General features: G+C 58.2%; 23 protein-coding genes. 15 read left to right on the top strand and 8 right to left on the bottom strand.

Annotated features, from left to right (window positions below; all coding sequences use genetic code 11):
- Positions 1-52 precede the first annotated feature (52 nt).
- The 3 genes from AABB31_RS12425 to AABB31_RS12415 are packed head-to-tail and all read right to left on the bottom strand — an operon-like array spanning position 53 to position 860.
- Entirely contained in the window at positions 53-532 is a 480-nt protein-coding gene (locus tag AABB31_RS12425; RefSeq protein WP_342077833.1) for a hypothetical protein, read from the bottom strand.
- Positions 529-696, bottom strand: coding sequence for a hemin uptake protein HemP (hemP, locus tag AABB31_RS12420; RefSeq protein ID WP_342077834.1), 168 nt, complete (start codon positions 694-696; stop codon positions 529-531). The genes AABB31_RS12425 and hemP overlap by 4 nt, the downstream gene beginning before the upstream one ends.
- Positions 693-860 carry a hypothetical protein gene (locus AABB31_RS12415; protein ID WP_342077835.1) on the bottom strand — a complete coding sequence of 56 codons (168 nt, stop codon included), beginning with the start codon at positions 858-860 and terminating at the stop codon, positions 693-695. Before AABB31_RS12415 ends, hemP begins: the two co-directional genes overlap by 4 nt.
- A gap of 192 nt (positions 861-1,052) precedes the next feature.
- Here AABB31_RS12415 and AABB31_RS12410 point away from each other — a divergent pair, with 192 nt between their 5' ends.
- Together AABB31_RS12410 and AABB31_RS12405 are read left to right on the top strand one after the other, a co-directional pair.
- Positions 1,053-2,078: an extracellular solute-binding protein gene (locus tag AABB31_RS12410; protein WP_342077836.1), complete on the top strand. Its 1,026-nt coding sequence runs from the start codon at positions 1,053-1,055 to the stop codon at positions 2,076-2,078.
- A gap of 210 nt (positions 2,079-2,288) precedes the next feature.
- On the top strand, positions 2,289-2,972 hold the full coding sequence (locus AABB31_RS12405; RefSeq protein WP_342077837.1) for a FadR/GntR family transcriptional regulator: 684 nt from the start codon (positions 2,289-2,291) through the stop codon (positions 2,970-2,972).
- A 12-nt stretch (positions 2,973-2,984) separates the two neighbouring features.
- On the opposite strand, the gene AABB31_RS12400 is transcribed toward AABB31_RS12405, so the two are convergent.
- Positions 2,985-4,145, bottom strand: coding sequence for a mandelate racemase/muconate lactonizing enzyme family protein (locus AABB31_RS12400; RefSeq protein ID WP_342077838.1), 1,161 nt, complete (start codon positions 4,143-4,145; stop codon positions 2,985-2,987).
- A 208-nt stretch (positions 4,146-4,353) separates the two neighbouring features.
- Between AABB31_RS12400 and AABB31_RS12395 the strand changes: the two genes are divergently transcribed.
- The 12 genes from AABB31_RS12395 (at position 4,354) to pnp (ending at position 16,146) form a co-directional block, all read left to right on the top strand.
- Entirely contained in the window at positions 4,354-4,629 is a 276-nt protein-coding gene (locus tag AABB31_RS12395; protein ID WP_342077839.1) for a hypothetical protein, read from the top strand.
- A 235-nt stretch (positions 4,630-4,864) separates the two neighbouring features.
- A complete protein-coding gene (locus AABB31_RS12390) occupies positions 4,865-5,194 on the top strand; it encodes a hypothetical protein (RefSeq protein ID WP_373634802.1) in 330 nt (109 codons plus the stop codon).
- A 98-nt stretch (positions 5,195-5,292) separates the two neighbouring features.
- Positions 5,293-5,622, top strand: a complete 330-nt coding sequence (locus tag AABB31_RS12385) for a hypothetical protein (protein ID WP_342076628.1) — start codon at positions 5,293-5,295, stop codon at positions 5,620-5,622.
- A 150-nt stretch (positions 5,623-5,772) separates the two neighbouring features.
- Positions 5,773-7,806 (top strand): DNA helicase RecQ, encoded by a 2,034-nt coding sequence (gene recQ, locus AABB31_RS12380; RefSeq protein ID WP_373634801.1) that lies wholly within the window; start codon positions 5,773-5,775, stop codon positions 7,804-7,806.
- A 5-nt stretch (positions 7,807-7,811) separates the two neighbouring features.
- Positions 7,812-8,279, top strand: coding sequence for a GNAT family N-acetyltransferase (locus AABB31_RS12375; RefSeq protein ID WP_342077841.1), 468 nt, complete (start codon positions 7,812-7,814; stop codon positions 8,277-8,279).
- A complete protein-coding gene (locus tag AABB31_RS12370) occupies positions 8,272-8,670 on the top strand; it encodes a VOC family protein (protein WP_342077842.1) in 399 nt (132 codons plus the stop codon). Before AABB31_RS12375 ends, AABB31_RS12370 begins: the two co-directional genes overlap by 8 nt.
- 360 nt (positions 8,671-9,030) lie before the next feature.
- A complete protein-coding gene (truB, locus tag AABB31_RS12365; RefSeq protein WP_342077843.1) occupies positions 9,031-9,936 on the top strand; it encodes a tRNA pseudouridine(55) synthase TruB in 906 nt (301 codons plus the stop codon).
- Between the two features lie 36 nt (positions 9,937-9,972).
- Positions 9,973-10,497 carry a DUF1643 domain-containing protein gene (locus AABB31_RS12360; protein ID WP_342077844.1) on the top strand — a complete coding sequence of 175 codons (525 nt, stop codon included), beginning with the start codon at positions 9,973-9,975 and terminating at the stop codon, positions 10,495-10,497.
- Positions 10,498-10,577: 80 nt separating this feature from the next.
- Positions 10,578-11,429 carry a calcium-binding protein gene (locus tag AABB31_RS12355; protein ID WP_342077845.1) on the top strand — a complete coding sequence of 284 codons (852 nt, stop codon included), beginning with the start codon at positions 10,578-10,580 and terminating at the stop codon, positions 11,427-11,429.
- 133 nt (positions 11,430-11,562) lie between these two features.
- On the top strand, positions 11,563-11,832 hold the full coding sequence (gene rpsO, locus AABB31_RS12350; RefSeq protein ID WP_342077846.1) for a 30S ribosomal protein S15: 270 nt from the start codon (positions 11,563-11,565) through the stop codon (positions 11,830-11,832).
- Positions 11,833-12,075: 243 nt separating this feature from the next.
- Positions 12,076-13,383 (top strand): methyl-accepting chemotaxis protein, encoded by a 1,308-nt coding sequence (locus AABB31_RS12345; RefSeq protein ID WP_373634800.1) that lies wholly within the window; start codon positions 12,076-12,078, stop codon positions 13,381-13,383.
- Positions 13,384-14,013: 630 nt separating this feature from the next.
- Positions 14,014-16,146: a polyribonucleotide nucleotidyltransferase gene (gene pnp / locus AABB31_RS12340; RefSeq protein WP_342077849.1), complete on the top strand. Its 2,133-nt coding sequence runs from the start codon at positions 14,014-14,016 to the stop codon at positions 16,144-16,146.
- 95 nt (positions 16,147-16,241) lie between these two features.
- Here the strand turns inward: pnp and AABB31_RS12335 are convergent, their stop codons facing one another.
- Both AABB31_RS12335 and mutL read right to left on the bottom strand, forming a co-directional pair.
- On the bottom strand, positions 16,242-17,489 hold the full coding sequence (locus AABB31_RS12335) for a DNA recombination protein RmuC (RefSeq protein WP_342077850.1): 1,248 nt from the start codon (positions 17,487-17,489) through the stop codon (positions 16,242-16,244).
- Positions 17,486-19,297 carry a DNA mismatch repair endonuclease MutL gene (gene mutL, locus AABB31_RS12330; protein WP_342077851.1) on the bottom strand — a complete coding sequence of 604 codons (1,812 nt, stop codon included), beginning with the start codon at positions 19,295-19,297 and terminating at the stop codon, positions 17,486-17,488. The genes AABB31_RS12335 and mutL overlap by 4 nt, the downstream gene beginning before the upstream one ends.
- Before the next feature lie 101 nt (positions 19,298-19,398).
- Here mutL and AABB31_RS12325 point away from each other — a divergent pair, with 101 nt between their 5' ends.
- Positions 19,399-20,385 carry an NAD-dependent epimerase/dehydratase family protein gene (locus AABB31_RS12325; RefSeq protein WP_373634799.1) on the top strand — a complete coding sequence of 329 codons (987 nt, stop codon included), beginning with the start codon at positions 19,399-19,401 and terminating at the stop codon, positions 20,383-20,385.
- 3 nt (positions 20,386-20,388) lie between these two features.
- Here AABB31_RS12325 and AABB31_RS12320 read toward each other — a convergent pair whose 3' ends face one another.
- Positions 20,389-21,699: a pitrilysin family protein gene (locus tag AABB31_RS12320; protein WP_342078837.1), complete on the bottom strand. Its 1,311-nt coding sequence runs from the start codon at positions 21,697-21,699 to the stop codon at positions 20,389-20,391.
- Positions 21,699-23,030 (bottom strand): pitrilysin family protein, encoded by a 1,332-nt coding sequence (locus AABB31_RS12315; RefSeq protein WP_342077854.1) that lies wholly within the window; start codon positions 23,028-23,030, stop codon positions 21,699-21,701. Before AABB31_RS12315 ends, AABB31_RS12320 begins: the two co-directional genes overlap by 1 nt.
- Positions 23,031-23,054: the final 24 nt, after the last annotated feature.

Below are 23,054 nucleotides of genomic sequence, written 5' to 3'. Positions count from 1 at the left end.
TTAAGTCGCGCGTGACCGATTGAAAGGCACGCTGTTCATGCCCGATATCCGATCAGTGGTAGGCGACCGGAACGTCACGATGGCCAGCAATCTCGCGCGGGGCTGACAGGTTCATTTGCATCAGGGCCAGGCCGAATTCGGCGGCAAGTGAGACCACAAGCGGCGCCACATCCGGCCGGACAAGCAAGGTCGCCATCAGCATCGCGTCATCGCGATCACCCTCTGCAGCAATGGCGACGAAATTGCCAAAGCATGCTTCATCCGCGCCCACACATTTGCAGGTCACCGCATGTCGCATCAATGGGCGGCGCCCGTGTCGGGCGCATATTCTGCAAAGCTCATCAAACGCCTGAACAGCTTTGCGTCCCCGCCCCACCCCCAGCGTCGCAGCCAGATCGTTGCTGACGCAGGCCTGTGTATCGGGGCCGTTGCACCACATCCGCAAATAGATCACGGACGCGGCAGTCACGGCATCAAGGTCGGCGACAAATCCAACAGCCGCGCCGCCACGGTTTTCGAATGGGATTGTCATTTCGTCAGGATCAGTTTGCCCGCGCGTGTGATCCGCAGGACATAGACCTGATCCCCCAGCACGATATTCGCCTGACCATCGTCACCGACAAGGTCCCGCGCATCAAATGAGGGGCGGCGCAATGGTTGTGTTTTTGGGCCTGTGGCCGCGATCTGCGCGATCATTCGCCGCCTGCCTTCGCGGTGACGCATCTGTCCAGAACCCATTCCAATCGCAGGCCAGCGCGCCCGGCATCCTGCTGCAAAGCCGCGATGATCTCGGACTTGCTGGGCACGGATAGTTGGTCTGCGGGCCGTGGCGCTGTCGTGTCAGTATCTTGTCTTGGCATAGGGGAAGTCCTTTCAGTCTGACGATGTTCGGGCTTCCCCGTGAATGTGTTGGGGTGGCTAGAAATGCCCCTTAATCCTGAGTAAAATAATAAGTTATGTCAATCCGACAATTTTAATCAGGAAATATGGACAATCTGGAAAAGGACGTTACAACCCATTCCTGAGTGAAACACTCGCAAAAGGAAAACGCGATGAAAACGAATACCTGCGCCCGACTGATTCTGGCGAGTACGGTTGCGGTTCTGGCAACCAATGCCTTGGCTGAGGGCGAGCTGAACCTCTACTCGTCCCGCCATTATGACACGGATGAGCGGCTTTACTCTGATTTCACGGATATGACCGGTATCACGATCAACCGGATTGAGGGCAAGGCCGATGAACTGATCGCCCGTATGCAGGCAGAGGGCGCGAATTCGCCCGCCGATATCCTGCTGACGGTCGATACATCCCGGTTGGAGCGGGCCAAGGATGCCGGTGTCTTGCAAAGCATTGACAGCGATGTCCTGGAAGCCCGCATTCCCGCATCGTTGCAGGATGCAGACAATCAGTGGTTTGGGTTCAGCCAGCGCGCCCGGATCATCTTTTACGACAAGACAGACGTGACAAACCCACCGATGGATTATGTTTCGCTTGCTGATCCGGCTTATCAGGGGCAGGTCTGTCACCGGTCATCGTCGAATGTGTATTCGCAGACCTTGTTGTCGGCAGTCATCGAAAACCACGGCGCTGAGGCTGCCAAAAACTGGGCGCAGGGCGTGGTGGATAACTTCGCGCGGGCGCCGCAGGGTGGCGATACTGATCAGCTGCGCGGCCTTGTGTCGGGTGAATGCGATATTTCCATCTCGAACACATACTACTTCGCCCGCGCGATCCGAAAGGATGTGGACGGTCTGGACCCAGAAGCCATGGACAATATCGGCTGGATTTTCCCCGCACAAAATGCCGAAGGCGCGCATATGAACCTGTCCGGTGGTGGCGTCGCGTCACATGCCCCGAACAAGGATAACGCCATCAAGTTCATGGAATACCTCGCCTCGGATCAGGCGCAGCAATATTTCAGCGCGGGCAATGATGAATACCCTGCCGTCCCCGGGGTTGGTTTGTCGGCGTCGGTTGCGGCACTTGGGCTTTTCCGCCCGGATGCCGTTGATCTAAGTGCGGTGGCCAAGAACCTGCCCGCCGCACAGCAAATTTTCAACGAGGTCGGTTGGGAATAAGCGGCCACAACGCCAAAGCGGATTGGGCATCCCATCTGGGGTGCCCATTTTCATGATCGCAGCCGTCGTTGACCGCCGCCGCCGCAAAGATATGATGTATCAAACGCCCCGGGCAGCTGCGCAAATGCGCGACACCCCCACATACAAGGCACAATCGACATCAATCCGTCACCGCAAACAAAGCTTCTTAGTCGCAACCTGTCCGAACAGGTGGCCGAACAGATTGGCACGCGCATTCTGGGTGGCGTCTACCCGCCCGGGCAAACGCTGGCCGAGGAACCGCTACTTTGCGAAGAATTCGGGGTCAGCCGGACCGTGGTCCGCGAGGCTGTGCGCATGCTTGTCGCGAAGGGAATGCTTGAGGTGCGGCCGCGGATCGGCACCCGGGTTCTGGATCCGAAAGACTGGCAGTTGCTGGACCGTGCTGTCCTGCAATGGCAGCAGGGGGTCCAGCTTGATGGCGGGCAATTGAAAGACCTGATCGAGTTGCGGCAGGCGGTTGAGCCGGATGCAGCTGCGCTGGCGGCGCAACGGCGCACTGACGGGGATATGCAGGCCATCCGTGACGCGTTGGCCCAGATGGAAAAGACCGTTGGCCAGAACAATGAATATGTCGTGGCGGATGCCAGATTTCACATCGCCATTTTGCACACTGCCCGAAACAGGTATTTTGACGCTTTGGAAAACGCCATCTTCACCGGATTGCTGCTGAGCATCCGGTTGACCAATCCGGATGCGGCGCGCAATCGCAAATCGCTGCCGCTTCATCGCGACATATCCGACGCGATTGCCGATGGCGATGCAGCGCAGGCGCGCCGGGCCATGACAGCGCATCTGACAGATGCCGCCGCCCGTCTTGCTGCAAGACTGGACGCGGCCCCAGACGCCCGGTGATTGGCCGCGGGTTCAGATTTCGTAGTGCTTGATGAAATCCGGATCAGGCGTGACCCCGATGCCCGGCCCCTGCGGGACCGTCACGAACCCATCATTGGTGGCAACCTGCCCCTGAATATCCAGCGGCTCGGCCAAAAGATTGTCACGAAACAGGTTATGGGTCGTGTCAAATTCCAGCATTGGTTCCCACGGATGCAGGCCGCCGGGCAGTGGTGGCATTGCGGCAAGCAGGTGCAGATTGGTCGCCACGGCAACCGCAGAACCCCAGACATGGTTCACGACGGGCGTAAAGTGAGCGTGACATAGGGCGAGCACGCGCAGATATTCCGTAATGCCCCCCAAGGCGCAGACCTCTGGCTGCGCGATGTCCAATCCCCGGTTCTCAAGGATCTGGCGCCAGCCCCAGCGGCCGAATTCAGCCTCACCGCCCGAGATGTTGACCTTGAGGCCCGCGCGCAATTCGCGGTAGCCGTCGTGATCTTCGGGGGCGACGGGTTCTTCAAACCAGTAGGCGCCCAATTCCTCTAACCCGCGGCCCACATAGAATGCGTCTGACGTTGTGTAGCAATGATTGGCGTCCACCATGAACCTTGCGTCGCCAACACCTTCGGCAACGGCTGCGCAAAGCCTGACATCTTCCTTTGGGCCAAGACCTGTTTTCATCTTGGTCGCTGTAAAGCCCATTGCGATGATGGCTGCCGCCTCGTCCTTGAAACGGGCGATATGGTCTGCGACGCTTTCGCGCTTTAGCATCATGCCATAGCCGTACGCACGCACATGCTTGCGATGGGTTCCGCCGATCAGTTTGTGCAGGGGCTGTTGGCAGATCTTGCCGGCAATATCCCACAGCGCAATATCCACGCCCGATAGCGACTGCATCGGCATGCCTTTCTGCCCATGATCCCGCATCAGATTGTAGACCTTGTGCCAGATCACGTCCCGATCCATCGGGTCCATTCCGATGACCATGGGTGCAATGACGCCTTCGACAATACCCTTATTGGCCAGCGCGATAGGGCCGGGGCCAAAGCATTCGCCCCACCCGGTGATCCCTTCATCGGTCTGCACCTCGACAAGATGCGCGGTGCGTTTGGCATAATATTGCTGCGAATAGCCCAGTTCCTCGGGCAGGTCATATTGCAGCACATGGCTTTTGATTGCCGTGATTTTCATGTGGCAGTTCCTTTCACGTTTCGGGCGCGCAAGCCTGCTATCCAGATGTCGATCACTCGGATGCACCCGGACAAGGGTATACATATACATAATATGAATAAAAATATAGCCACAATTTCCACCGACGACATAGGTCGAAGGCGAATATCTGGCACTGCGAACCCGATTACGTCGGGCGAAAACTTGCTGCGGGCCCGAAAAACAGAAAATGCCACTCAGTGGCCCTATTCATCGCGTCATTCTGAAGAGGCTGACGGGACTGATTGCGATTCTGGTCGGCTCATTGATCGCCACCCGCACCCATCCGACTCGTTTTGTCCCGTTTTGGGCCGCTGATTCCCTGCTGGAATATGCCGAAACGGCCCCTCAATGGTTTCAGATCGCTCACAGACCCGGCACCGGGTGGAAATATTGGCCGCTCACGCCTTTGGGTAACCCTGTAACCTGTGAACAGATGAAGCCTTTCGCCAACCCCCGCGCTTAACCCAAGGGCAGCTTGCGCACAGATGCAATGTCAGTTTTGTGCGTAAACGCACATGAAGCGCGATTAGAGCCCGCATCACGCGTGTCAAGCACCAAAACACCTCACAATCATCACCTTTTTCGTGATCGGCCACGCCCTACCAAAACACAGCAACAGCGACAATCTTAGCCTCATCGAAACGCAAGCAGACACGCTCTGCACCGCAACAAACCAAACTTTAAAAAGGACTAAGACAATGACAATCAAGACACTCATCCTCGCCGCAGCCGCCGCTTCCATCACAGCAAGCGCAAGTGTTGCAGACACATACTTCCAGAAGGGCCGCACGCTGGACGCAGGCAGCACCCTGGATCTGGGCCTGATCACAGCCGAAGGTAACGGCGTGGTCGCCATCTATGACTACCACCGCGGTGAGCGCGGCGCCCTGCTGGGCACCGAGCAGCTGAGCGCTGGCGCCAACACAGATGTCCGCGTCAAAACCGGCCTGCCGACCAAGCGTGACGTGATCGCCGTGATCAGTGTCGACGGTCAGGAAAAAGCGGCAAAAGACTTCGTCGTGAACTAATCCCCCCTGTCCGGGCTGGTCCAAAGGGCCGGTCCGGGCCCCCAATCCCTCTCTCAATATCTCTCACATCTTAAAAATCTCTCAAAAGGAACTCTCTCATGTCTATCAAATCAATCGTACTCGCCGCCGCTGCTGTTGCTGTGACTGCTACTGCTGGCGCTGCTGACAGCTATTTCCAGAAGGGCCGCACATTGGATGCCGGCACCGTGCTGGAGCTGGGTCTGGTGACCGCAGACAACAACGGTGTTGTTGAAATCTACGACTTCCACACTGGTGAGCAGGGCGCATTGCTGGGCGCTGAAATGGTGAATGCAGGCGCCAACACAGACGTCCGCGTCAACACTGTGCTGCCCGCCAAGCGCGACGTCATTGCTGTTCTCAAGGTCGACGGACAGGTCGCCGCACAGAAAGAATTCATCGTTAACTAAACCACCCAACCTCCCTCCCGCTCAAGGGCCGGACCCATATAAGGGACCGGCCCTTTTTTCGTGCGCGGGGCTGCTTGGACTTGTTTACTGATTCTTAGCGTGGGATTGTGACCCTCAAGAGCAGAATAATCATAATGACAGGTCCCACCCATGCGCGCTGCCACGCTGTTGAGTGACGTTTTTGGCTTTGACAGTTTCCGACCCGGCCAGCAGGAAATTGTCGAGGCGGTTGCCGGCGGCCAGAACACGCTGGCGATCATGCCCACGGGCGGTGGCAAGTCGCTGTGTTTCCAGCTTCCGGCACTGTTGCGCAGCGGTGTAACCGTTGTAATTTCGCCGCTGATTGCGTTGATGCGCGATCAGGTCCGCGGTCTGCGCGAGGCAGGCGTCGCCGCAGGCGCGCTAACCTCTGGCAATACCGAAGAAGAAACCGATGCCGTCTGGGCGGCCCTCGACGATGGGACGTTGAAGCTGCTTTATATGGCGCCAGAGCGTTTGGCATCCGGCGGCACGATCCAGATGCTGCATCGCGCCAATATCAGCCTGATTGCTGTGGATGAGGCCCATTGCGTCAGCCAGTGGGGCCATGATTTTCGCCCCGACTACCTGCGCATCGGCGAGCTTTGCGAAGCCCTTGATGTGCCGCTTGCGGCCTTTACCGCCACGGCTGACGCCGAAACCCGCGCCGAGATTGTCCAAAAGCTATTTGCGGGCCAGTCCCCGGCCACTTTTCTGCAGGGTTTCGACCGGCCCAACATTCATCTGGCCTTTGCGGTCAAGGATGGCCCGCGCAATCAGATCCTGAACTTTGCGGCGGCCCGCAAGGGACAGTCCGGCATTGTCTATTGCGGCACGCGTGCGAAGACCGAAACGCTCGCCCGCGCTTTGGGTGAGGCCGGGCATTCGGCCTGCCACTATCACGGCGGGATGGACGCCGAGGACAGGCGCGATGTCGAACGCCGTTTTCAGCAAGAGGACGGGCTGATCGTTTGTGCGACGATTGCGTTCGGGATGGGGATCGACAAGCCCGACATTCGCTGGGTGGCCCATGCGGACCTGCCCAAATCAATCGAGGCCTATTATCAAGAGATTGGTCGCGCTGGTCGCGATGGCGCACCTGCCGAAACCCTGACCCTGTTTGGCCCGGATGACATTCGCTATCGCCGCCAGCAAATCGACGAGGGGCTTGCCCCTGCAGAGCGTCGGGCTGCTGATCATGGCCGCCTGAACGCATTGTTGGGTCTGGCAGAGGCGTTGCATTGCCGCCGGCAGAACCTGTTGGAATATTTTGGCGAGACGCCCGGCCCCTGCGGCAAATGCGATCTTTGTGACAAGCCGGCCGAGGTGTTTGACGGCACAACCCCGGTCCGCATGGCCCTATCGGCAGCCCTGCGGACAGAGGAGTGGTTTGGCGCAGGTCACCTGATTGATATTCTGCTGGGCAATATGACCGACAAGATCCAGCAGCGCGGGCATGACGCGCTGCCCACCTTTGGTGTTGGCACGGATTATGACAAACGCCAGTGGCAGGCGATTTTCCGGCAGATGATGGGTCATGATCTTGTCCGTCCGGATCGCGAACGGCACGGCGCCTTGCGGATGACCCCGGCGGCCCGTCCGATCCTGCGCGGTGAGGCCACGATCAGCCTGCGTCGTGATACGATCCGCGCCGCAAAATCCGGCCCGCAGGTGCGCATGCTGGTCAGTGAAGAGGATGCGCCGCTCTTGTCCGCCCTCAAGGCCAAGCGCCGCTATCTGGCAGAGCAGGCAAATGCGCCAGCCTATATTATTTTCAACGATCGCACCCTGATCGAGATGGCCGAGAAACGCCCTGCCAATCTGGATGAGATGGCGAATATCGGCGGTGTGGGTGCGAAAAAGCTTGAAAGCTACGGACGCGCCTTTCTCGAGGTGATTGCAGGCGCTGTTGACGACATTCACCCGGCCCGCCGCAAGTTGGCTGGCCGCAATGAGGCGCAGATCTACGACAAGCTGCTTGAGGCGCAGGCCCGGCTCAGCCGTGGACCACATGGTGCGGACAAACCCATGAGTTGCTCGGCCTCGCTGATCGCGAAAGTGGCCAGGCTTCCGGCGACCGATATAGATCACCTCAGCCGCCTTCTTGGCGACAAATATGCCGAACGGTTTGGTGAAGCATTCCTCGAAGTTCTGGAGAGCACATGAGGCACATGTCCGTTCGCCCGACACAAGCTGCTGATCTTCCCGATCTGTGCGCGGTTCTTGACCAGACCGCCCTGTTTCCCGCCGAGATGCTGGCAGATATGATCGCGCCGTTTCTGTCCGACCCTGACAGCCTCGATCTGTGGCTGACCGCGTTTGTTGATGAAACGCCGGTGGGCTTTTGCTATGCCGTGCCTGCGCAATTTGCCGACGGCAGCTGGAACATGCTGGCGATCGCCGTTGCCCCAGATCAGCAAGGGACGGGGTGCGGCGGCGCGTTGACGACCGCACTTCTGGGCGACCTGCAGGGCAAGGGACAGCGTGTTCTGATCGCCGAGACGTCCGGTGCCGCTGCGTTTGAGGGCCCCCGCGCATTCTATCTGGCGCAAGGTTTTGAACAACAGGGCTGCATTCGTGACTTTTGGGCGCCCGGCGATGACAAGGTTATCTTCTGGCGGGGGGTGCAGCATGGCTGAAACAGAAGGCTTGAACCATCTTGGTCTGGCTGTACGTGATCTTGACGAGACAACCGGGTTCTTTGTGGACGTGCTTGGCTGGACAGAGACCGCCCGCGATCCGGGCTATCCCCGCACGACGGTGACTGATGGCGCATTGCGGCTGACACTGTGGCAGACCGATCCGGGCGCTGCCGATTTCGACAGGCGCGCCCATATCGGATTGCATCATCTGGCGATGAGTGTCCCCACAGAACAGGTCCTGATGGATCTGGCCGACAGGATTTCCCGGACACCGGGGGTTATCGTCGCGTTCATGCCTGAATTCATGGGCAAGGGCCCGCGCAAGCACATGATCTTTACCGAACCCGGCGGCATCCGGTTGGAACTTGTCTGGCATGGGATGCCCTGAGGGTCAGGACCCTTCAATTCCACGTCGCCAGTTTGACTGATTTTGGTCGTGACGAGGCGCAGCCCCGCCGCAATAGTGGTTCTATTTCAAGGGGATGTAACGCTGATCACGGCCGAAATCAGTCAAACCCCTTGGGCGCGGATTTCACTTCATCTCAGCGGCGTGGGCCGCTTGTCCGTAGAACAACTATGGTCTGCGCGTCCCAAACCGCTGATATTTCGTGAAGTCAGCGCTGGCGGCGTGGAATTGAAGGGTCCTGACCCTAAGGCCGCTCATGCGATGTCGGTCACCTGATTGTGGTGCTTGACCCGCCGCGTGCCGGGGACTAGCAACCCCGAGGTTTTGCAGAGAGGCACGTCAATGGCACGCAAGCGCAAAGGTCGCGATATTTCTGGCTGGTTGGTTGTGGATAAACCAGCGGGGATGACGTCGACTGCCGTCGTCAACAAGATCAAATGGGCCTTTGATGCCAAAAAGGCCGGTCATGCGGGCACGCTGGATCCCGAGGCGACCGGGGTGTTGGCTGTTGCGCTGGGCGAGGCCACCAAGACTGTCCCCTATATCACCGACGCCTTGAAAGCCTATGTCTTTACCGTTCGTCTGGGGCAGGCCACCAATACCGATGACGCGGAAGGCACTGTTATCGCCACCAGCGATCTGCGCCCGGATGACGCGGCGATCAAGGCCGCCCTTGCCGGTTTCGTGGGCGATATCATGCAGGTTCCCCCACAGTTTTCGGCGGTGAAGGTCGATGGTGAACGCGCCTATAAAAAGGCCCGCGAGGGTGAGGACATGGCGCTTGCCGCCCGCCCGCTCTGGGTGGAAGAACTGCTATTGGTTGATCGTCCGGATCCCGATCATGTTGTTCTTGAAATGACCTGTGGCAAGGGCGGGTATGTGCGCTCAATCGCCCGCGATCTGGGTGCCGCACTGGGCTGTTGCGGCCATGTTGTGACATTGCGCCGAATATGGTCCGGCCCCTTTGTTGCCTCGGAGGGCATCGACCTTGCCACGGTTGAACAGCAGGCCAAAGATCCCGCCCTTGATGCCTATCTGCAACCTTTGGAGGTCGGCCTTGCCGATCTGCCCGAAGTCCGGTGTCTGGCGGAAAGCGTTGCAAAGCTGCGCAACGGAAACCCCGCCCCGGTTGTGGCGGCAGGGGTGGAATTTGGTGACGAGGTCTGGGCCTCTTACGACGGCCGTGCCGTTGCGGTTGGCACCTATCGTGGCGGTGAGATGCAACCAACCCGTGTTTTCGTAACCTAGGATGGATCTTGATCCATCCTACGCCGTGGCGCCGATATGATCACCCGCACACACCATGATGGTACCACCTCATCCGTCGCGACCTATTCTGATTGCCAACGGTATCGCTATGCGTTGACCCGCCGCTGGGACCCAGCAGGCCAGCAGTTGCTTTATATCATGCTGAACCCGTCCCGCGCGACCGAGATTGACAACGACCCCACAATCGAGCGCTGCCAGCGGCGTGCCACCCAATTGGGTTTTGGTGCATTTCAGGCCGTGAATATTTTTGCCTGGCGTGAGACGGACCCCCGACAAATGCGCCGCGCTGCCGACCCTGTCGGGCCGGAAAATGACCAATCCATTCGCGATGCGGTTGCTGGTGCGGATATGATCCTGGCGGCCTGGGGCACACATGGCGCCCATATGGGTCGCGGTCCTGCCGTCGCCGGTCTTTTGCGGGCGCTGGGCCGCCCTGTTCATGTTCTTGGGCTGACCAAGGCCGGGCATCCCAGACATCCGCTTTATGTCACCTACGCACAGCAGCCCATTCTCTGGCACATTAACCAAACCCCGAGTTAGACACGGTTTCTTTAGACAGTGCGTGGTATACTCCGCCCCGGTGCCGGTTGGGGCCATGCGTTTAACTGTGGTGTTGTAGAATGCTTGCGATTTTTGGACTGATGGGTGTTGCCCTTTCCGCGATCATGTTCACGGCAGATGATGCCGAGGCGGATGAAAAGATATCGTCGGACGCAAAGGATGACGCACCGCAGGAGCCTGATACCGAGGTCGTGCCGCTGGACGAGTTGTTGGACAGCGCCGAAGGTGATGAGGTCATCTTTTCCGGTGAGGGCGATGACATCATACGGACCGGCGCTGGCGATGATTATGTTCATGGCGAAGATGGTGATGATGATATTTCAACGGGTGCTGGCGACGACACGCTGCAAGGCGGGCGCGGCGACGATCTGCTCAATGGTGGTGACGGGAATGATATACTGAACGGTCATGTCGGTGACGACCAGCTGATTGGCGGGGCGGGCGACGACTTGCTGAATGGCGGCGAGGGCGATGATCTGATCATTGGTGGCAATGGTGATGACGCGTTGTTGGGGTCCCGCGGGGACGATATGCTGATTGGTGGGGCTGGTGCCGATACCATTCATGCCGGATCCGGAAACGATACGATCATTGACCGTGGCGACGATGATGTTGATTTTCTGAATGGCGCGGCAGGCGATGACATTCTGATTGGTGGCATCGGCGATCACTATCATGGGGGCAGTGGCGCGGATCATTTCGACTTTCTCGCTGGTGCAGATGCGATGGTTGCGGATTTTGACCCGCAACAGGACAGTATCGAAGTCGACTATGAGGGGGACAGACCACCCAGCCTCACAACCGCATTGTCCGATGCAGGTCTGGTGCTGTTGGCAGATGGTGAGCCTGTCGCCACATTTGCCAATCTCACGGAACTTGATCTTACGAAAATCAGCCTGAACGCATCATAAGGCTTTTCTTTTTTGGCGGTCGCTATTAAACGCAGCCCACTGCGCAGAGAATCTGATCTGCCAGACCCTCCATGGGCCTTGCTGGACGACATCCCGGCCTGCGCCATCCACACAAACCACGAAGGAGACCCCGATGTCGATTACTGCTGAAGAAAAAGCACGCGTGATCAAGGAATACGGCACCAAGGATGGTGATACCGGCTCCCCCGAAGTACAGGTTGCAATCCTGTCCTCGCGCATCGCGACGCTGACAGAGCATTTCAAGACCCATAAGAAAGACAACCACGGTCGCCGTGGTCTGTTGAAGATGGTGGCACAGCGCCGCAAACTGCTGGACTACACCCGCGCCAAGGATGAGGCCCGTTATCAGGACCTGATCAAACGCCTTGGATTGCGCCGCTAACTCACATAACGACATACGCGCCGCCATTGTGACGGTGTGCATCGAAAACACTCATGCCATGCGGCATGGGTGTTTTTTTTGAACATGTGCCAGGCGATCGCGGCGGTGGGTATCAATAGAATATCAAGGAACTTGGCCTAGAACCGCGTTGGAAGCACAATAGCGGGCGCAGAAAGCATGTTTTTTTCGGGAAAGAAATCCAGCCGACATAACGACCCAAATGCCCGATCTCCGTTGGAGGAGATGTTGTATCGGACGCAGGCCGTCATCCAATTCGAGACGGATGGCACAATCATTACCGCAAATGACAATTTTCTGGATGCGTTCGGATATTCGCTGGATGAGATCGCGGGTCGTCATCACGCGATGTTTGTAGGCGCCGATACGGTTGATACCGAGGCGTACAAGGATTTCTGGCACAGACTAAGCGCGGGGGAGTTCTTTACCGATCAGTATCCGCGCATCAAGAAAAATGGTGATGTGATCTGGATTCAGGGGTCTTACGGCCCAATTCTGGATGCCGATGGCAAGGTGCTGCGTGTCCTTAAACTTGCGGTTGATATCACCGACCGCCGAGAGGCGGTTGAACGGGTCGGCAGCGGGCTTGATGCGCTGCGCGACGGTAAACTGAACCATCGGCTTGCGGATTGTGGTATCCCCGATATTGATGCCATCAACCGGTCGTTCAATGGGGCGGCGGACAGGCTCAGTGGGACGATCCGGACGATGGCCGCCGTGTCATCAGACGTTACAAAAATTATTGCGCAGGTCAGCCAATCCTCTGATGAATTGTCCAGCCGGACAGCGGGGCAGGCCGCGACGCTGGAAGAAACAGCCGCTGCACTTGAGGAATTGACCGTCACGGTGAAATCCTCTGCCGAGGGTGCGGCGCAGGCAGAGCGCATGGCCGCCGAAACAAAGGTATCTGCAGAAAGTAGCGAAGAAGTTGTCGGTAAATCCATCAAGGCGATGGATCAGATCGAAAAATCATCTGCAGAGATATCAAAGATCATTTCCGTTATCGACGATATTTCCTTCCAGACAAATCTGCTTGCTTTGAATGCCGGGGTTGAGGCGGCGCGCGCCGGTGATGCAGGACGCGGGTTTGCTGTTGTTGCATCAGAGGTGCGCGGATTGGCGCATAGGTCGCAAGAGGCGGCAGGCGAAATCAAGAATCTGATATCGCAAAGTGCGGCACATGTCGCAGGCGGCGTCGCGCTTGTGAATGGCGCGGGCGAAGAGCTGAAAAAGATCATCGCAAGCGTTGGCACGATTACCGACAGTGTCAGTGGCATTGCGGCCAGCTCTTCCGAGCAGTCGACGGCGCTGTCAGAGGTGAATACCAGCGTGAGCCAGCTTGACGCCGTCACGCAGCAAAACGCGGGCATGGTGGAAGATGTTACTGCGGCCAATCGCCTGCTGACCCAGAATGTGACCCGGATGACCGAACAGATCGATGAATTCGACATCGAAATAGGGCATGATCTGGCCCGGTTTGGGGATCACGACAGTCTCGACTTACACGCGGCGCCGTTCAAGACCGCCGTATAAGATCAAGATTGGCGTTTGTAGAGGCTGCGTTGTGCTGCGACGGACGCGGCACTGCCAGCACCCGCATGAATTTCAACCCGCAACGGTTGCAAGTGGATAAGTCGCGCTGCCATTGCGTGGTGGCTGAACCAGTCCTCTCACCTGGGTCCTGACATCACGTAGATCGAAGGATGCCAGCGCACACGCGATAAGATCTTCTTGATAGCTGATCTGCAGCATATATTCGCAAATCGCTTCTGACTTTGCCGCGTAATGTCTGCTGGTCGGTTGCGGATCTGTCACTTTGACAGACTTTTGTGGATTTCCCTGATCATGTTCTGCGCACGAGATCGGCGCAGCAACCATTCTATTTGTCGGAACGATGGCTGCCCCGAACATGGATTGGGACGTCGTCCTACGGCACGCCACGCAACATCGTGAAGACCAGGCGTTCTCGTTCGCAGTTTGACGGGTGCCACGACCAAAAGATGACCCGCGCTGGCCTCTTTCCAAAACCACAAATCTAAGATATTGCCCGCAAATCTTGAGAAGCCGGCGCCCGCATTCCAGCGCCTGACAAAGAAGATACCGGAATGAGGGGGAATACGCCCCCTACGCAAAAGGCCAGCACGGCCAACTAGGAAAACATAGATGTTCAACGAAGTGAAAAAATCGATGCAGTGGGGCGAAGAAACGCTCACACTGGAAACGGGCAAGGTTGCCCGCCAAGCCGATGGCTCTGTCATCGCAACGCTGGGCGAAACCAGCGTCATGGCCAACGTGACATTCGCACGCGCCCAGAAACCCGGTCAGGACTTCTTTCCGCTGACCGTCCACTACCAAGAGAAATACTATGCTGCCGGGAAAGTCCCAGGCGGCTTTTTCAAGCGCGAAGCGCGTCCAACTGAAAAAGAGACGCTAACGGCGCGCCTGATTGACCGTCCGATCCGCCCCCTGTTCGTCCCCGGCTTCAAAAATGAAGTGCTGGTGATGTGTACGGTTCTGTCCCACGATCTGGTCAACGATCCTGATATGGTCGCGATGATCGCGGCGTCTGCAGCTCTGACCATTTCTGGCGCCCCATTCATGGGTCCGATTGCGGCCTGCCGCGTCGGCTTTGTCGATGGCGACTATGTGCTGAACCCGGAAATCGACGACATGCATAACCTGCGCCTGAACCCAGAGCAGCGTTTGGACCTTGTTGTCGCCGGCACCAAAGACGCCGTGATGATGGTGGAATCAGAAGCTTATGAGCTGACCGAGGAAGAAATGCTCGGCGCGGTGACATTCGCCCATGATGCCATTCAGCCGGTCATCGACCTGATCATTGATCTGGCCGAGGAATGCGCGAAAGAGCCATTTGACTTCCAGCCTGTTGATTATTCCGAGCTGTCAGCCGCTGTGAAAGCCGCCGGCGAGGACAAAATGCGTGCAGCTTACGCGATCACCGACAAGCAGGAACGTACTGCCGCAGTCGCTGACGCCAAGGCCGCCATTGTTGAGGCCCTGACCGAAGAACAGCAGGAAGACGGCAACCTTGGTGCCGCTTTGAAAAAGCTGGAATCAGCAGTGCTGCGCGGCGATGTGGTTAAGAACGGCAAGCGGATTGACGGGCGTGCGCTCGACACTATTCGCCCTATCGTCTCTGAGACTGGCATCTTGCCACGAACCCACGGTTCCGCCCTGTTCACACGCGGTGAAACCCAAGGTCTGGTTGTGACCACATTGGGCACCGGCGACGATGAGCAGATGATCGACGCGCTGACCGGCATGTATAAGTCAAACTTCATGCTGCATTATAACTTCCCGCCATATTCTGTGGGTGAAGTTGGTCGTGTATCCGGCCCTGGCCGTCGTGAGATTGGTCACGGTAAATTGGCCTGGCGTGCGCTGCAAGCGGTTTTGCCAGCAGCAACGGACTTCCCCTACACCATCCGCGTTGTGTCCGAGATCACTGAATCAAACGGCTCGTCTTCAATGGCGTCTGTCTGCGGTGGGTCCTTGTCCATGATGGATGCCGGTGTGCCGTTGAAAGCCCCGGTTGCTGGTGTGGCCATGGGTCTTGTGATGGAAGATGATGGCGACTACGCGATCCTGTCTGACATTCTGGGTGATGAGGATCACCTTGGCGACATGGATTTCAAAGTCGCGGGTACCGAAAATGGTATTACGTCCTTGCAGATGGACATCAAGATCGCAGGCATCACGCCCGAGATCATGTCCAAAGCATTGGATCAGGCCAAGGCTGGCCGTCTGCATATCCTCGGCGAGATGGGCAAAGCCCTGACTGGCGCACAGGAATTCAGTGTCCACGCGCCCAAGATCGAAACGATGCAAATCCCGACCGACAAGATCCGGGAAGTCATTGGGTCCGGTGGTAAGGTCATCCGCGAAATCGTGGAAACATCAGGTGCCAAGGTCGACATCAATGATGACGGCGTGATCAAACTGGCCTCTAACGATGCCGAAGCGATCAAGAAAGCCTATGACATGATCCATTCCATCGTGGCCGAGCCCGAAGAAGGCGTGATCTACAAAGGCACAGTTGTGAAGCTGGTCGACTTTGGGGCATTCGTGAACTTCTTTGGCAAGCGCGACGGGTTGGTCCACGTGTCCCAAATTGAAAACCGCCGCCTGAACCATCCTTCCGATGTCCTCAAAGAAGGTCAGGAAGTCTGGGTCAAACTGCTGGGCTTTGACGATCGCGGCAAGGTCCGTTTGGCCATGAAAATGGTTGATCAGGAGACCGGCAAGGAAATCGCCAAGGAAGAAGCTGCCGAGTAATCGCAACCTTCCGAAATGCATTCAAAGGCCCCGGCGCATGCGTCGGGGCCTTTTCTTTGGCTCACCCCGGGGGGGGCGCAATAACCCGGGCCAGATTAGCTTTGCGAATTGCGGGGCTGTGACAGTGGGACCACCTTGGCAGGCTCGTCCGCGGCGAGTTCTTCAAAGTCGAACTGATCAAGACGATGCGCCCGTTTGCCTGCCTTTTCAGCTGATATCTTGATATCCTCGATATCCTTGGCGGCCTGTCCAAAATGCCGGTCAAGATTGCCGACCCGCGTCACCAACCGGTCCACATCACCGCCCAGCAGGGCCAGTTCCTTGCGGATGGCGCCGGTCTGTTCACGCATGCGGGCATCTTTCAGGATCGCCCGCATTGTGTTGAGCGTGGCCATGCAGGTGGTGGGCGACACGATCCAGACACGGGCCGCAAACCCTTCCCTGACGATGTGCGCCAGGCGGCTGTGTAGTTCTGCATAGACAGCCTCGGACGGTAGGAACATCAATGCCCCATCCGCCGTTTCACCTTCGATCAGGTAGCTTTCGGAAATCTTCTTGATATGGGTGCGGACAGCCTGACCCAGCGCTGTGGCGGCCCGGTCCTTGTCGGCTTTGCTGTCTGCAGTGACAAGCGCCTCGTAGGCCTCAAGCGGGAATTTGGCGTCAATCACAATGGGTCCGGGCGGGTTTGGCAAATGGATGAGGCAATCAGCCCGCTTGTTGTTCGACAGCGTTGCCTGCCAGGTAAAGCTGTCTGCCGGCAGTGCCTTGGACACGATATCCTGCAACTGGATTTCCCCAAATGCGCCCCGCGTTTGCTTGTTCGACAAGATATCCTGCAGCGACAGCACATCACCCGACAGCTTTTCGATATTGGTTTGCGCCTTGTCGATCGTGGCCAGGCGTTCCTGCAACGCAGTCAGGCTTTTGGTGGTCTTTTCAGAGGAGCCAGTCAGCGTATCCTTCATCCGTTCCTGCATCTCGGACAGTGACCGGGCGGACCGCAGCGCATTATCAGCCAGTTTTTCCGCCATTTGCGCCTGTACTGCTGCCAGTCGCGTTTCCATCGTCTGCACCACATGGATTTGCGCGTTGGCTTGCGCGTCGCTGACGGTCTGGATGTTGCCGGCAAGCTGGTGTTGTCCTTGTCCAAGGGCCTGAACATCCTGTGCAAGGCGTCCGACCTGCCCGGCAACATATTGCACGGCATCTGTAGACCGGCCCGCACGGCGGACCGTCATGATCAGCAGCACCAAGATCAACAGCACGCAAACTGCCCCGATCAACGCCGCGATCACCATGGGATCATCAAGCGCAAAGCTTTGTTCGCCAATCTGGATCATGTGCGGCCAAACAGCCGCTCGATATCAGCCAGCTTGAGTTCGACATAGGTTGGGCGGCCATGGTTGCACTGGCCCGATAGCGGCGTCGCCTCCATCTCGCGCAAAAGTGCATTCATCTCGTCCCCCTGCATCCGGCGGCCTGACCGAATGGACCCATGGCAGGACACGCGGCTGAGGATCGCCTCGATCTTGGATTGCAGGCTGGCGCTGTGCCCCTGATCGGCCAATTCGTCCAGAATATCGCGCAACATATTTGCGGCATTCACCTCGCCCAGAATGGCGGGGGTCTCGCGGACAGCGATGGCTGTTCCGCCAAAAGGTTCCAGCGTCAGTCCCAAGCGCCCAAGGTCGTCTGCAATCTCCATCAGTTGAGCAATTTCAGTGGCCGATAGTTCGACGATTTCGGGGATCAGCAACGCCTGGGCCGCAACGCCGTTTTCGGTCATTTGCTGTTTCAGCTTTTCATAGACCAGCCGTTCATGTGCGGCGTGCTGATCGACAATCACGATCCCGGTTTCGGTCTGTGCGATGATATAGTTCTCATGCACCTGCGCGCGGGCGGCCCCAAGCGGCAGATGATTGGTTGGGGCGGGTGCCTCTGGCTCTATTCTGGCTGATGGGACCTCGGCGAAACCGGGGGCCTGTGCCTGGAACGTCATTGACATTGCGCTGAAGCTGGGCCGCTCCATCTGATAGTTGCGCGGTGTCGTAGTCTCTGGCGTCATTGCGCCCAGGGTCGCTGTGGCCACAGTTGTTGAGGCCCGATGCCCGGCATCCGCCAGCGCATGGCGCAGGCCGGACACGATCAGACCCCGAACAACCCCGGGTTCCCTAAACCGAACCTCGGCCTTGGCCGGGTGTACGTTGACATCAACAAGTGTGGGATCGCAGGTGACGAAGAGTGCGGCCACCGGATGCCGGTCCCGCGACAGAACATCCATATAAGCCGCCCGCAAGGCCCCCAGCAGCATCTTGTCCCTGACCGGTCGGCCATTGACGAATAGAAACTGGGCGATGGCAGCGCCGCGCGAATATGTGGGCAGTGCTGCATATCCTGTCAGGTGAAATCCATCGCGTTCCATATCAATGGCAAGCGCGTTTTCCGCGAAATCCTTGCCCAGAACCCGCCGAAGGCGACCGTGCAGCGCGTCAAACAAATCCCCTGTTTCGGCGTCGGTCCGAAAGACTACTCGGCTGTCACCCCCTGTCGCATCGCGCAAGATAAAGCTGATAAATGGCTCGGCCATGGCAAGGCGCTTGACCACGTCGCCGATTGCCTGTGCCTCGGCCCGATCCGTGCGCAGGAATTTCAAACGGGCGGGTGTGGCATAGAAGATATCGCGCAATTCAACCACGGTGCCGGTTGTCAGTGCCGCAGGCTTGACCGCGCTGACCTGTCCGCCAGCAACATTGATGCAGGCCGCATCCGCCCCACTGACCCGGCTGGTGATGCGCAACCGCCCAACGGCCCCTAGCGATGGCAATGCCTCGCCCCGGAACCCGAAGGAATTGATATTCAGCAGGTCAGAGCCATCAATTTTCGACGTCGCATGTCGGGATAGCGCCAATGGCAGATCCTCTGCCGAAATGCCGCAACCATCATCAGTGACCCGGATCAGCGTCTTGCCCCCATCGGCGATCACAACCTCGATCCGGGTGGCGCCGGCATCAATGGCATTCTCGACCAGCTCTTTGACGGCAGAGGCCGGGCGTTCCAATACCTCGCCCGCGGCGATCCGGTTTATGGCAGCCTCATCCAGTTGCCGGATGAGGGGGCGAGGCTTTATCTGGGGGTCAGCTGTGATCATGCCACAAGTTATAGCATGACAATCCGCGATTCTGCGAGCAGGAAAACGAGTTTGACTGCCTATCTATGTAAGTACATACTTACATAGATAGGGAGAACAATATGCGGATACTCATTGTTGGCGGCACCGGGTTTCTGGGTAGCGCAACCGCGCGGGCCGCTGTGGCTGGCGGTCATCAGGTGACCGTGATGACGCGCAGCGGGCGGAATGTGGCCACCAGTGCGCAAGCCCTGATCGCAGACCGCACAAGCGATGTGCCGGACCTTAGGGGCCAATTCGATGCCGTGATCGACACCTGCGGCTATGCGCCTGATATGGTTGCCCGGCTGCTGCAAGCGACCGGACCGGTGCGATATGTCTTTGTCTCATCCATCTCGGTTTATGATGATATGTCGGTTGCGCAGTTTGACGAAACCGCAACGGCATCCGCCGCAACGCAGGATGATCTGGACCTCGCCGCAGCGGTTGAGCCTGCCTTGCGCTGCGTCGCTGATCCCTATGGGGCGTCCTACGGGCGGCTCAAACGGTCTTGCGAGATTGCGGCGGAGGAGGGGAGTGAGGGGAATTGTGCATTGATCCGTTTGGGGTTGATCGTCGGGCCAGAGGATTACACCGACCGATTTACCTGGTGGGTCAGGCGGTGTGATCAGGACGGGCCGCTTGCCGTGCCCGGCCCCCCGGATCGGGATATCCAATTGATCGACGTGAATGATGCCGGTGCGTTTCTGGTCCGGCTTGCCGAACAGGGGCAAACCGGCGCCTTTCACCTGACAGGCCAGCCGATGACCATGCAAAAGATGTTGGAAACCATCTGCGCTGCGACTGGCCGAGCGGTTGATATTCAATACAAGCCGCTTGCCGTCTTTACGAATGCCGGGATGCGGCATTGGACCGATCTGCCATTCATTGTGCCGGACGCACCGGCGCTGGCGCATATGCTGAATGTATCCACCACCAAGGCGCAACAGGCCGGGCTGTGGACCCGCCCGCTGGCACAAACCGTGCAGGCGGTGCTGGCGTGGGATCGTGGGCAGCGTGACAGGGACTTGAAGGCGGGCATGTCGCCCGCCCAAGAGGCCACAGTCTGAGGCTTATTGTGTGCTGTCCAACCCTTCGGGTTTGCCGACCACAACGAAATGAAGGTCATCCGGCTGCAAAAGCGCGGCCGCAACCCGGTTCACATCATCCAGGGTGACCGCCTCGACATAATCATTCCGGTTCACCACATATTCAGGCGGCAATCCGATCATCTGCATGCCAACCATGATCTCTGCAATCTCGCTATTGCCGTCAAATCGCAACGGGTATTCGCCGGTCAGAAAAGTCTTGGCCGTCGCCAGTTCCTCGGCTGTCAGGCCATTCTCTGCCATGCGCGCCCATTCCGCCCGGGTTACCTCAATCGCCTCGGCAATTGTGGCGTTCGAGGAGGCGACCGAGCCCAAAAGCATCTCTGTATGAAATTTCGGGACAAGAAACGTGCGGATGCCATAGGTCAGGCCACGCTTTTCGCGGACTTCGTTCATCAGCCGCGACTCGAACCCGCCGGCCCCAAGCACCTGATTGAGGATGTAGGCCGCGAAAAAGTCTTCATCATCGCGTTTCAGACCTTTCTGCCCAAACAGGGCCACAGATTGGGGGGTGTCGTAGTCGATGACGGTCACGCCACCGGACAGGCCGAAATCGACATCGGGTGGCAGGTCCGGGCCCGTTGCCGGTAACGCGCCCAGCAGATCATCAAGCATCGGCCCCACCTCGGCGGCGGTGACATCGCCAACGACGGATACGAACAGCCTGTCGCGGGTTAGCGCGTTGCGATGCGCGACGAACATATCCTCTGTCGTCAGCGCGTTTACACTGTCAACTGTCCCGTTGAGGCTGCTGCCATAGGGGTGATCGCCAAATGCGGCCGCGTCAAAAGCCGCGTTTGCAATGTCATTGGGGTCCTTTTCGTCACTTGCGATGCCGCTGATCACCTGCGCGCGGACCCGGTCCAGCGCGTCCTGCTCGAATGTGGGCGCTGTCAGCGCCTGGCGCAGCAGGGCAAGCGCATCGTCCTGATTTTCGGTCAGGAACCGTGCCGAGATCGACAAAGTATCATCAAACGCGCGGAAGCTGAACCGCGCGGCCAATGCCTCGCGCGCGGTCTGGAATTCCTGCGCGGTCATGTCGCCGGATCCTTCCTCGATCAGACCGGTCATCAGGTTCGTCGCACCCCGTTTGCCCGGCAGATCAAGCGATGCGCTGCCGCGAAAACGGATTTCGATGGACACAAACGGGATACTGGGTTCCTCAACGACCCAGGCGTCGATGCCACCGGGCGAGGTGACTTCCTTGATGTCGATTTCTGCAAAGGCCGCGGTCGCGGTGAATGTCAGGCAAAGGATGGTCAGAAAACGTCGCATCATGATGCGTCCTCCTGCGTGGCGACAACCCAGCCGGTTACCGACTGGTCACGGTTGAATACTTTGCGCGCAACGGCCTTGATGTCGTCTTCGGTGACCGCCTGCAGGATATCCGGCCAGGCCTGCACGTCTTCGACTGTCAGGCTTTGCGTCAATGCGGTGCCATAGCGCCGCGCCAGACCCTGCACATTGTCCAGCGCGTAAACCTCGGAGGCGCGCAACTGCATCCGGATTGATTCCAACCGGGTCGGATCAATAGGGTTTGCAATAAAGTCGGCGATGACCTGATCCATTGCCGCCTCGGCCGCGGATAGGGAGACCCCCGCAGCAGGTACAACGGCAACCGAAAAGGACGTGTCATCAAGCGAACTGCCATCATAGGAGGCGTTTGTATAGACAGCCGTCTGCGTGTCGAACTGCAAGGCCCGCCCCAGATCAGAGGTAAAGGGTGACCCACCCAGCAACTCTGCCAGATAAACCAGCGCTGCGGCGTCTTCCTGCGCGCCGGGGTCCCGTTCGGGTGCCAGATAGCTGCGCGTGACATAGGGGTTGCTGACCCGCGGGTCGACATATGTGATCCGACGTTCGGCCCGTTGCGGCGGTTCTTCGGGGCGCACGCGCTCGGGCAATTGTGGTTCTGCCGGGATTGGGCCGTAATATTTTTCGGCAAGTGCTTTGACGTCGTCGGGTTCGACATCGCCCGCAACCACAAGGATCGCATTGTTTGGCGAATAATAGAGATCGTAAAAGTCCAGCGCGTCCTCTAGCGCCAGCTGCTCCATTTCATGCTTCCATCCGATGATGGGGACGCCGTAGCGGTGGTTTTGATAAAGCGCCGCGCGGAATTGTTCGCGGGCCAGTGCGTTTGGGTTGTTTTCAGTGCGTTGGTTGCGTTCTTCCAGAACCACGTTGCGTTCGGTTTCGATATCATCGGCCGTAATCGCCAGATTGTTCATCCGGTTGCTTTCCATCTGCATCATCAGTTCAAGCCGGTCTGCGGCGATGCGCTGGAAATACGCGGTGTAGTCGTAGCTGGTGAAGGCGTTGTCGCTGCCGCCATTGGCCGCGACCGTGGCCGAAAACTCGCCCGCCTCCAGAATGTCGGTTTGTTTGAACAACAGATGTTCCAGAAAATGCGCCACGCCGGAGGCGCCAACCGGTTCATCCGCGGATCCCACCCGATACCACACCATATGCACCACGACGGGTGCGCGATGATCCTCGATCACCACAACTTCCATCCCGTTATCAAGGGTGAAGGTCGTGACATCCTCGGCCCAGAGGCTCAGGGGGGTAAACGTAATGGCCAGCGCGGCAAGAAGTCGTTTCATGAAGGCTCTTTCCCGGTTGCGTTG

This window comes from Yoonia sp. SS1-5 (genome assembly GCF_038443705.2).
Lineage (GTDB): Bacteria > Pseudomonadota > Alphaproteobacteria > Rhodobacterales > Rhodobacteraceae > Yoonia > Yoonia rhodophyticola.
Note: the sequence above shows the minus strand (reverse complement) of the source record. Positions and strands in the feature narration are given on the sequence as shown.

Coding starts and splice junctions, on each gene's coding strand:
- AABB31_RS12395 (WP_342077839.1), top strand. CDS start 4,354: ATGCCACTCAGTGGCCCTATTCATCGCGTCATTCTGAAGAGGCTGACG.
- AABB31_RS12390 (WP_373634802.1), top strand. CDS start 4,865: ATGACAATCAAGACACTCATCCTCGCCGCAGCCGCCGCTTCCATCACA.
- AABB31_RS12315 (WP_342077854.1), bottom strand. CDS start 23,030: ATGAAACGACTTCTTGCCGCGCTGGCCATTACGTTTACCCCCCTGAGC.
- rpsO (WP_342077846.1), top strand. CDS start 11,563: ATGTCGATTACTGCTGAAGAAAAAGCACGCGTGATCAAGGAATACGGC.
- AABB31_RS12385 (WP_342076628.1), top strand. CDS start 5,293: ATGTCTATCAAATCAATCGTACTCGCCGCCGCTGCTGTTGCTGTGACT.
- AABB31_RS12320 (WP_342078837.1), bottom strand. CDS start 21,699: ATGCGACGTTTTCTGACCATCCTTTGCCTGACATTCACCGCGACCGCG.
- mutL (WP_342077851.1), bottom strand. CDS start 19,297: ATGATCACAGCTGACCCCCAGATAAAGCCTCGCCCCCTCATCCGGCAA.
- AABB31_RS12410 (WP_342077836.1), top strand. CDS start 1,053: ATGAAAACGAATACCTGCGCCCGACTGATTCTGGCGAGTACGGTTGCG.
- AABB31_RS12415 (WP_342077835.1), bottom strand. CDS start 860: ATGCCAAGACAAGATACTGACACGACAGCGCCACGGCCCGCAGACCAA.
- AABB31_RS12425 (WP_342077833.1), bottom strand. CDS start 532: ATGACAATCCCATTCGAAAACCGTGGCGGCGCGGCTGTTGGATTTGTC.
- AABB31_RS12370 (WP_342077842.1), top strand. CDS start 8,272: ATGGCTGAAACAGAAGGCTTGAACCATCTTGGTCTGGCTGTACGTGAT.
- AABB31_RS12360 (WP_342077844.1), top strand. CDS start 9,973: ATGATCACCCGCACACACCATGATGGTACCACCTCATCCGTCGCGACC.
- hemP (WP_342077834.1), bottom strand. CDS start 696: ATGATCGCGCAGATCGCGGCCACAGGCCCAAAAACACAACCATTGCGC.
- pnp (WP_342077849.1), top strand. CDS start 14,014: ATGTTCAACGAAGTGAAAAAATCGATGCAGTGGGGCGAAGAAACGCTC.
- AABB31_RS12355 (WP_342077845.1), top strand. CDS start 10,578: ATGCTTGCGATTTTTGGACTGATGGGTGTTGCCCTTTCCGCGATCATG.
- AABB31_RS12335 (WP_342077850.1), bottom strand. CDS start 17,489: ATGATCCAGATTGGCGAACAAAGCTTTGCGCTTGATGATCCCATGGTG.
- AABB31_RS12400 (WP_342077838.1), bottom strand. CDS start 4,145: ATGAAAATCACGGCAATCAAAAGCCATGTGCTGCAATATGACCTGCCC.
- AABB31_RS12325 (WP_373634799.1), top strand. CDS start 19,399: ATGCGGATACTCATTGTTGGCGGCACCGGGTTTCTGGGTAGCGCAACC.
- AABB31_RS12345 (WP_373634800.1), top strand. CDS start 12,076: ATGTTGTATCGGACGCAGGCCGTCATCCAATTCGAGACGGATGGCACA.
- recQ (WP_373634801.1), top strand. CDS start 5,773: ATGCGCGCTGCCACGCTGTTGAGTGACGTTTTTGGCTTTGACAGTTTC.
- truB (WP_342077843.1), top strand. CDS start 9,031: ATGGCACGCAAGCGCAAAGGTCGCGATATTTCTGGCTGGTTGGTTGTG.
- AABB31_RS12375 (WP_342077841.1), top strand. CDS start 7,812: ATGTCCGTTCGCCCGACACAAGCTGCTGATCTTCCCGATCTGTGCGCG.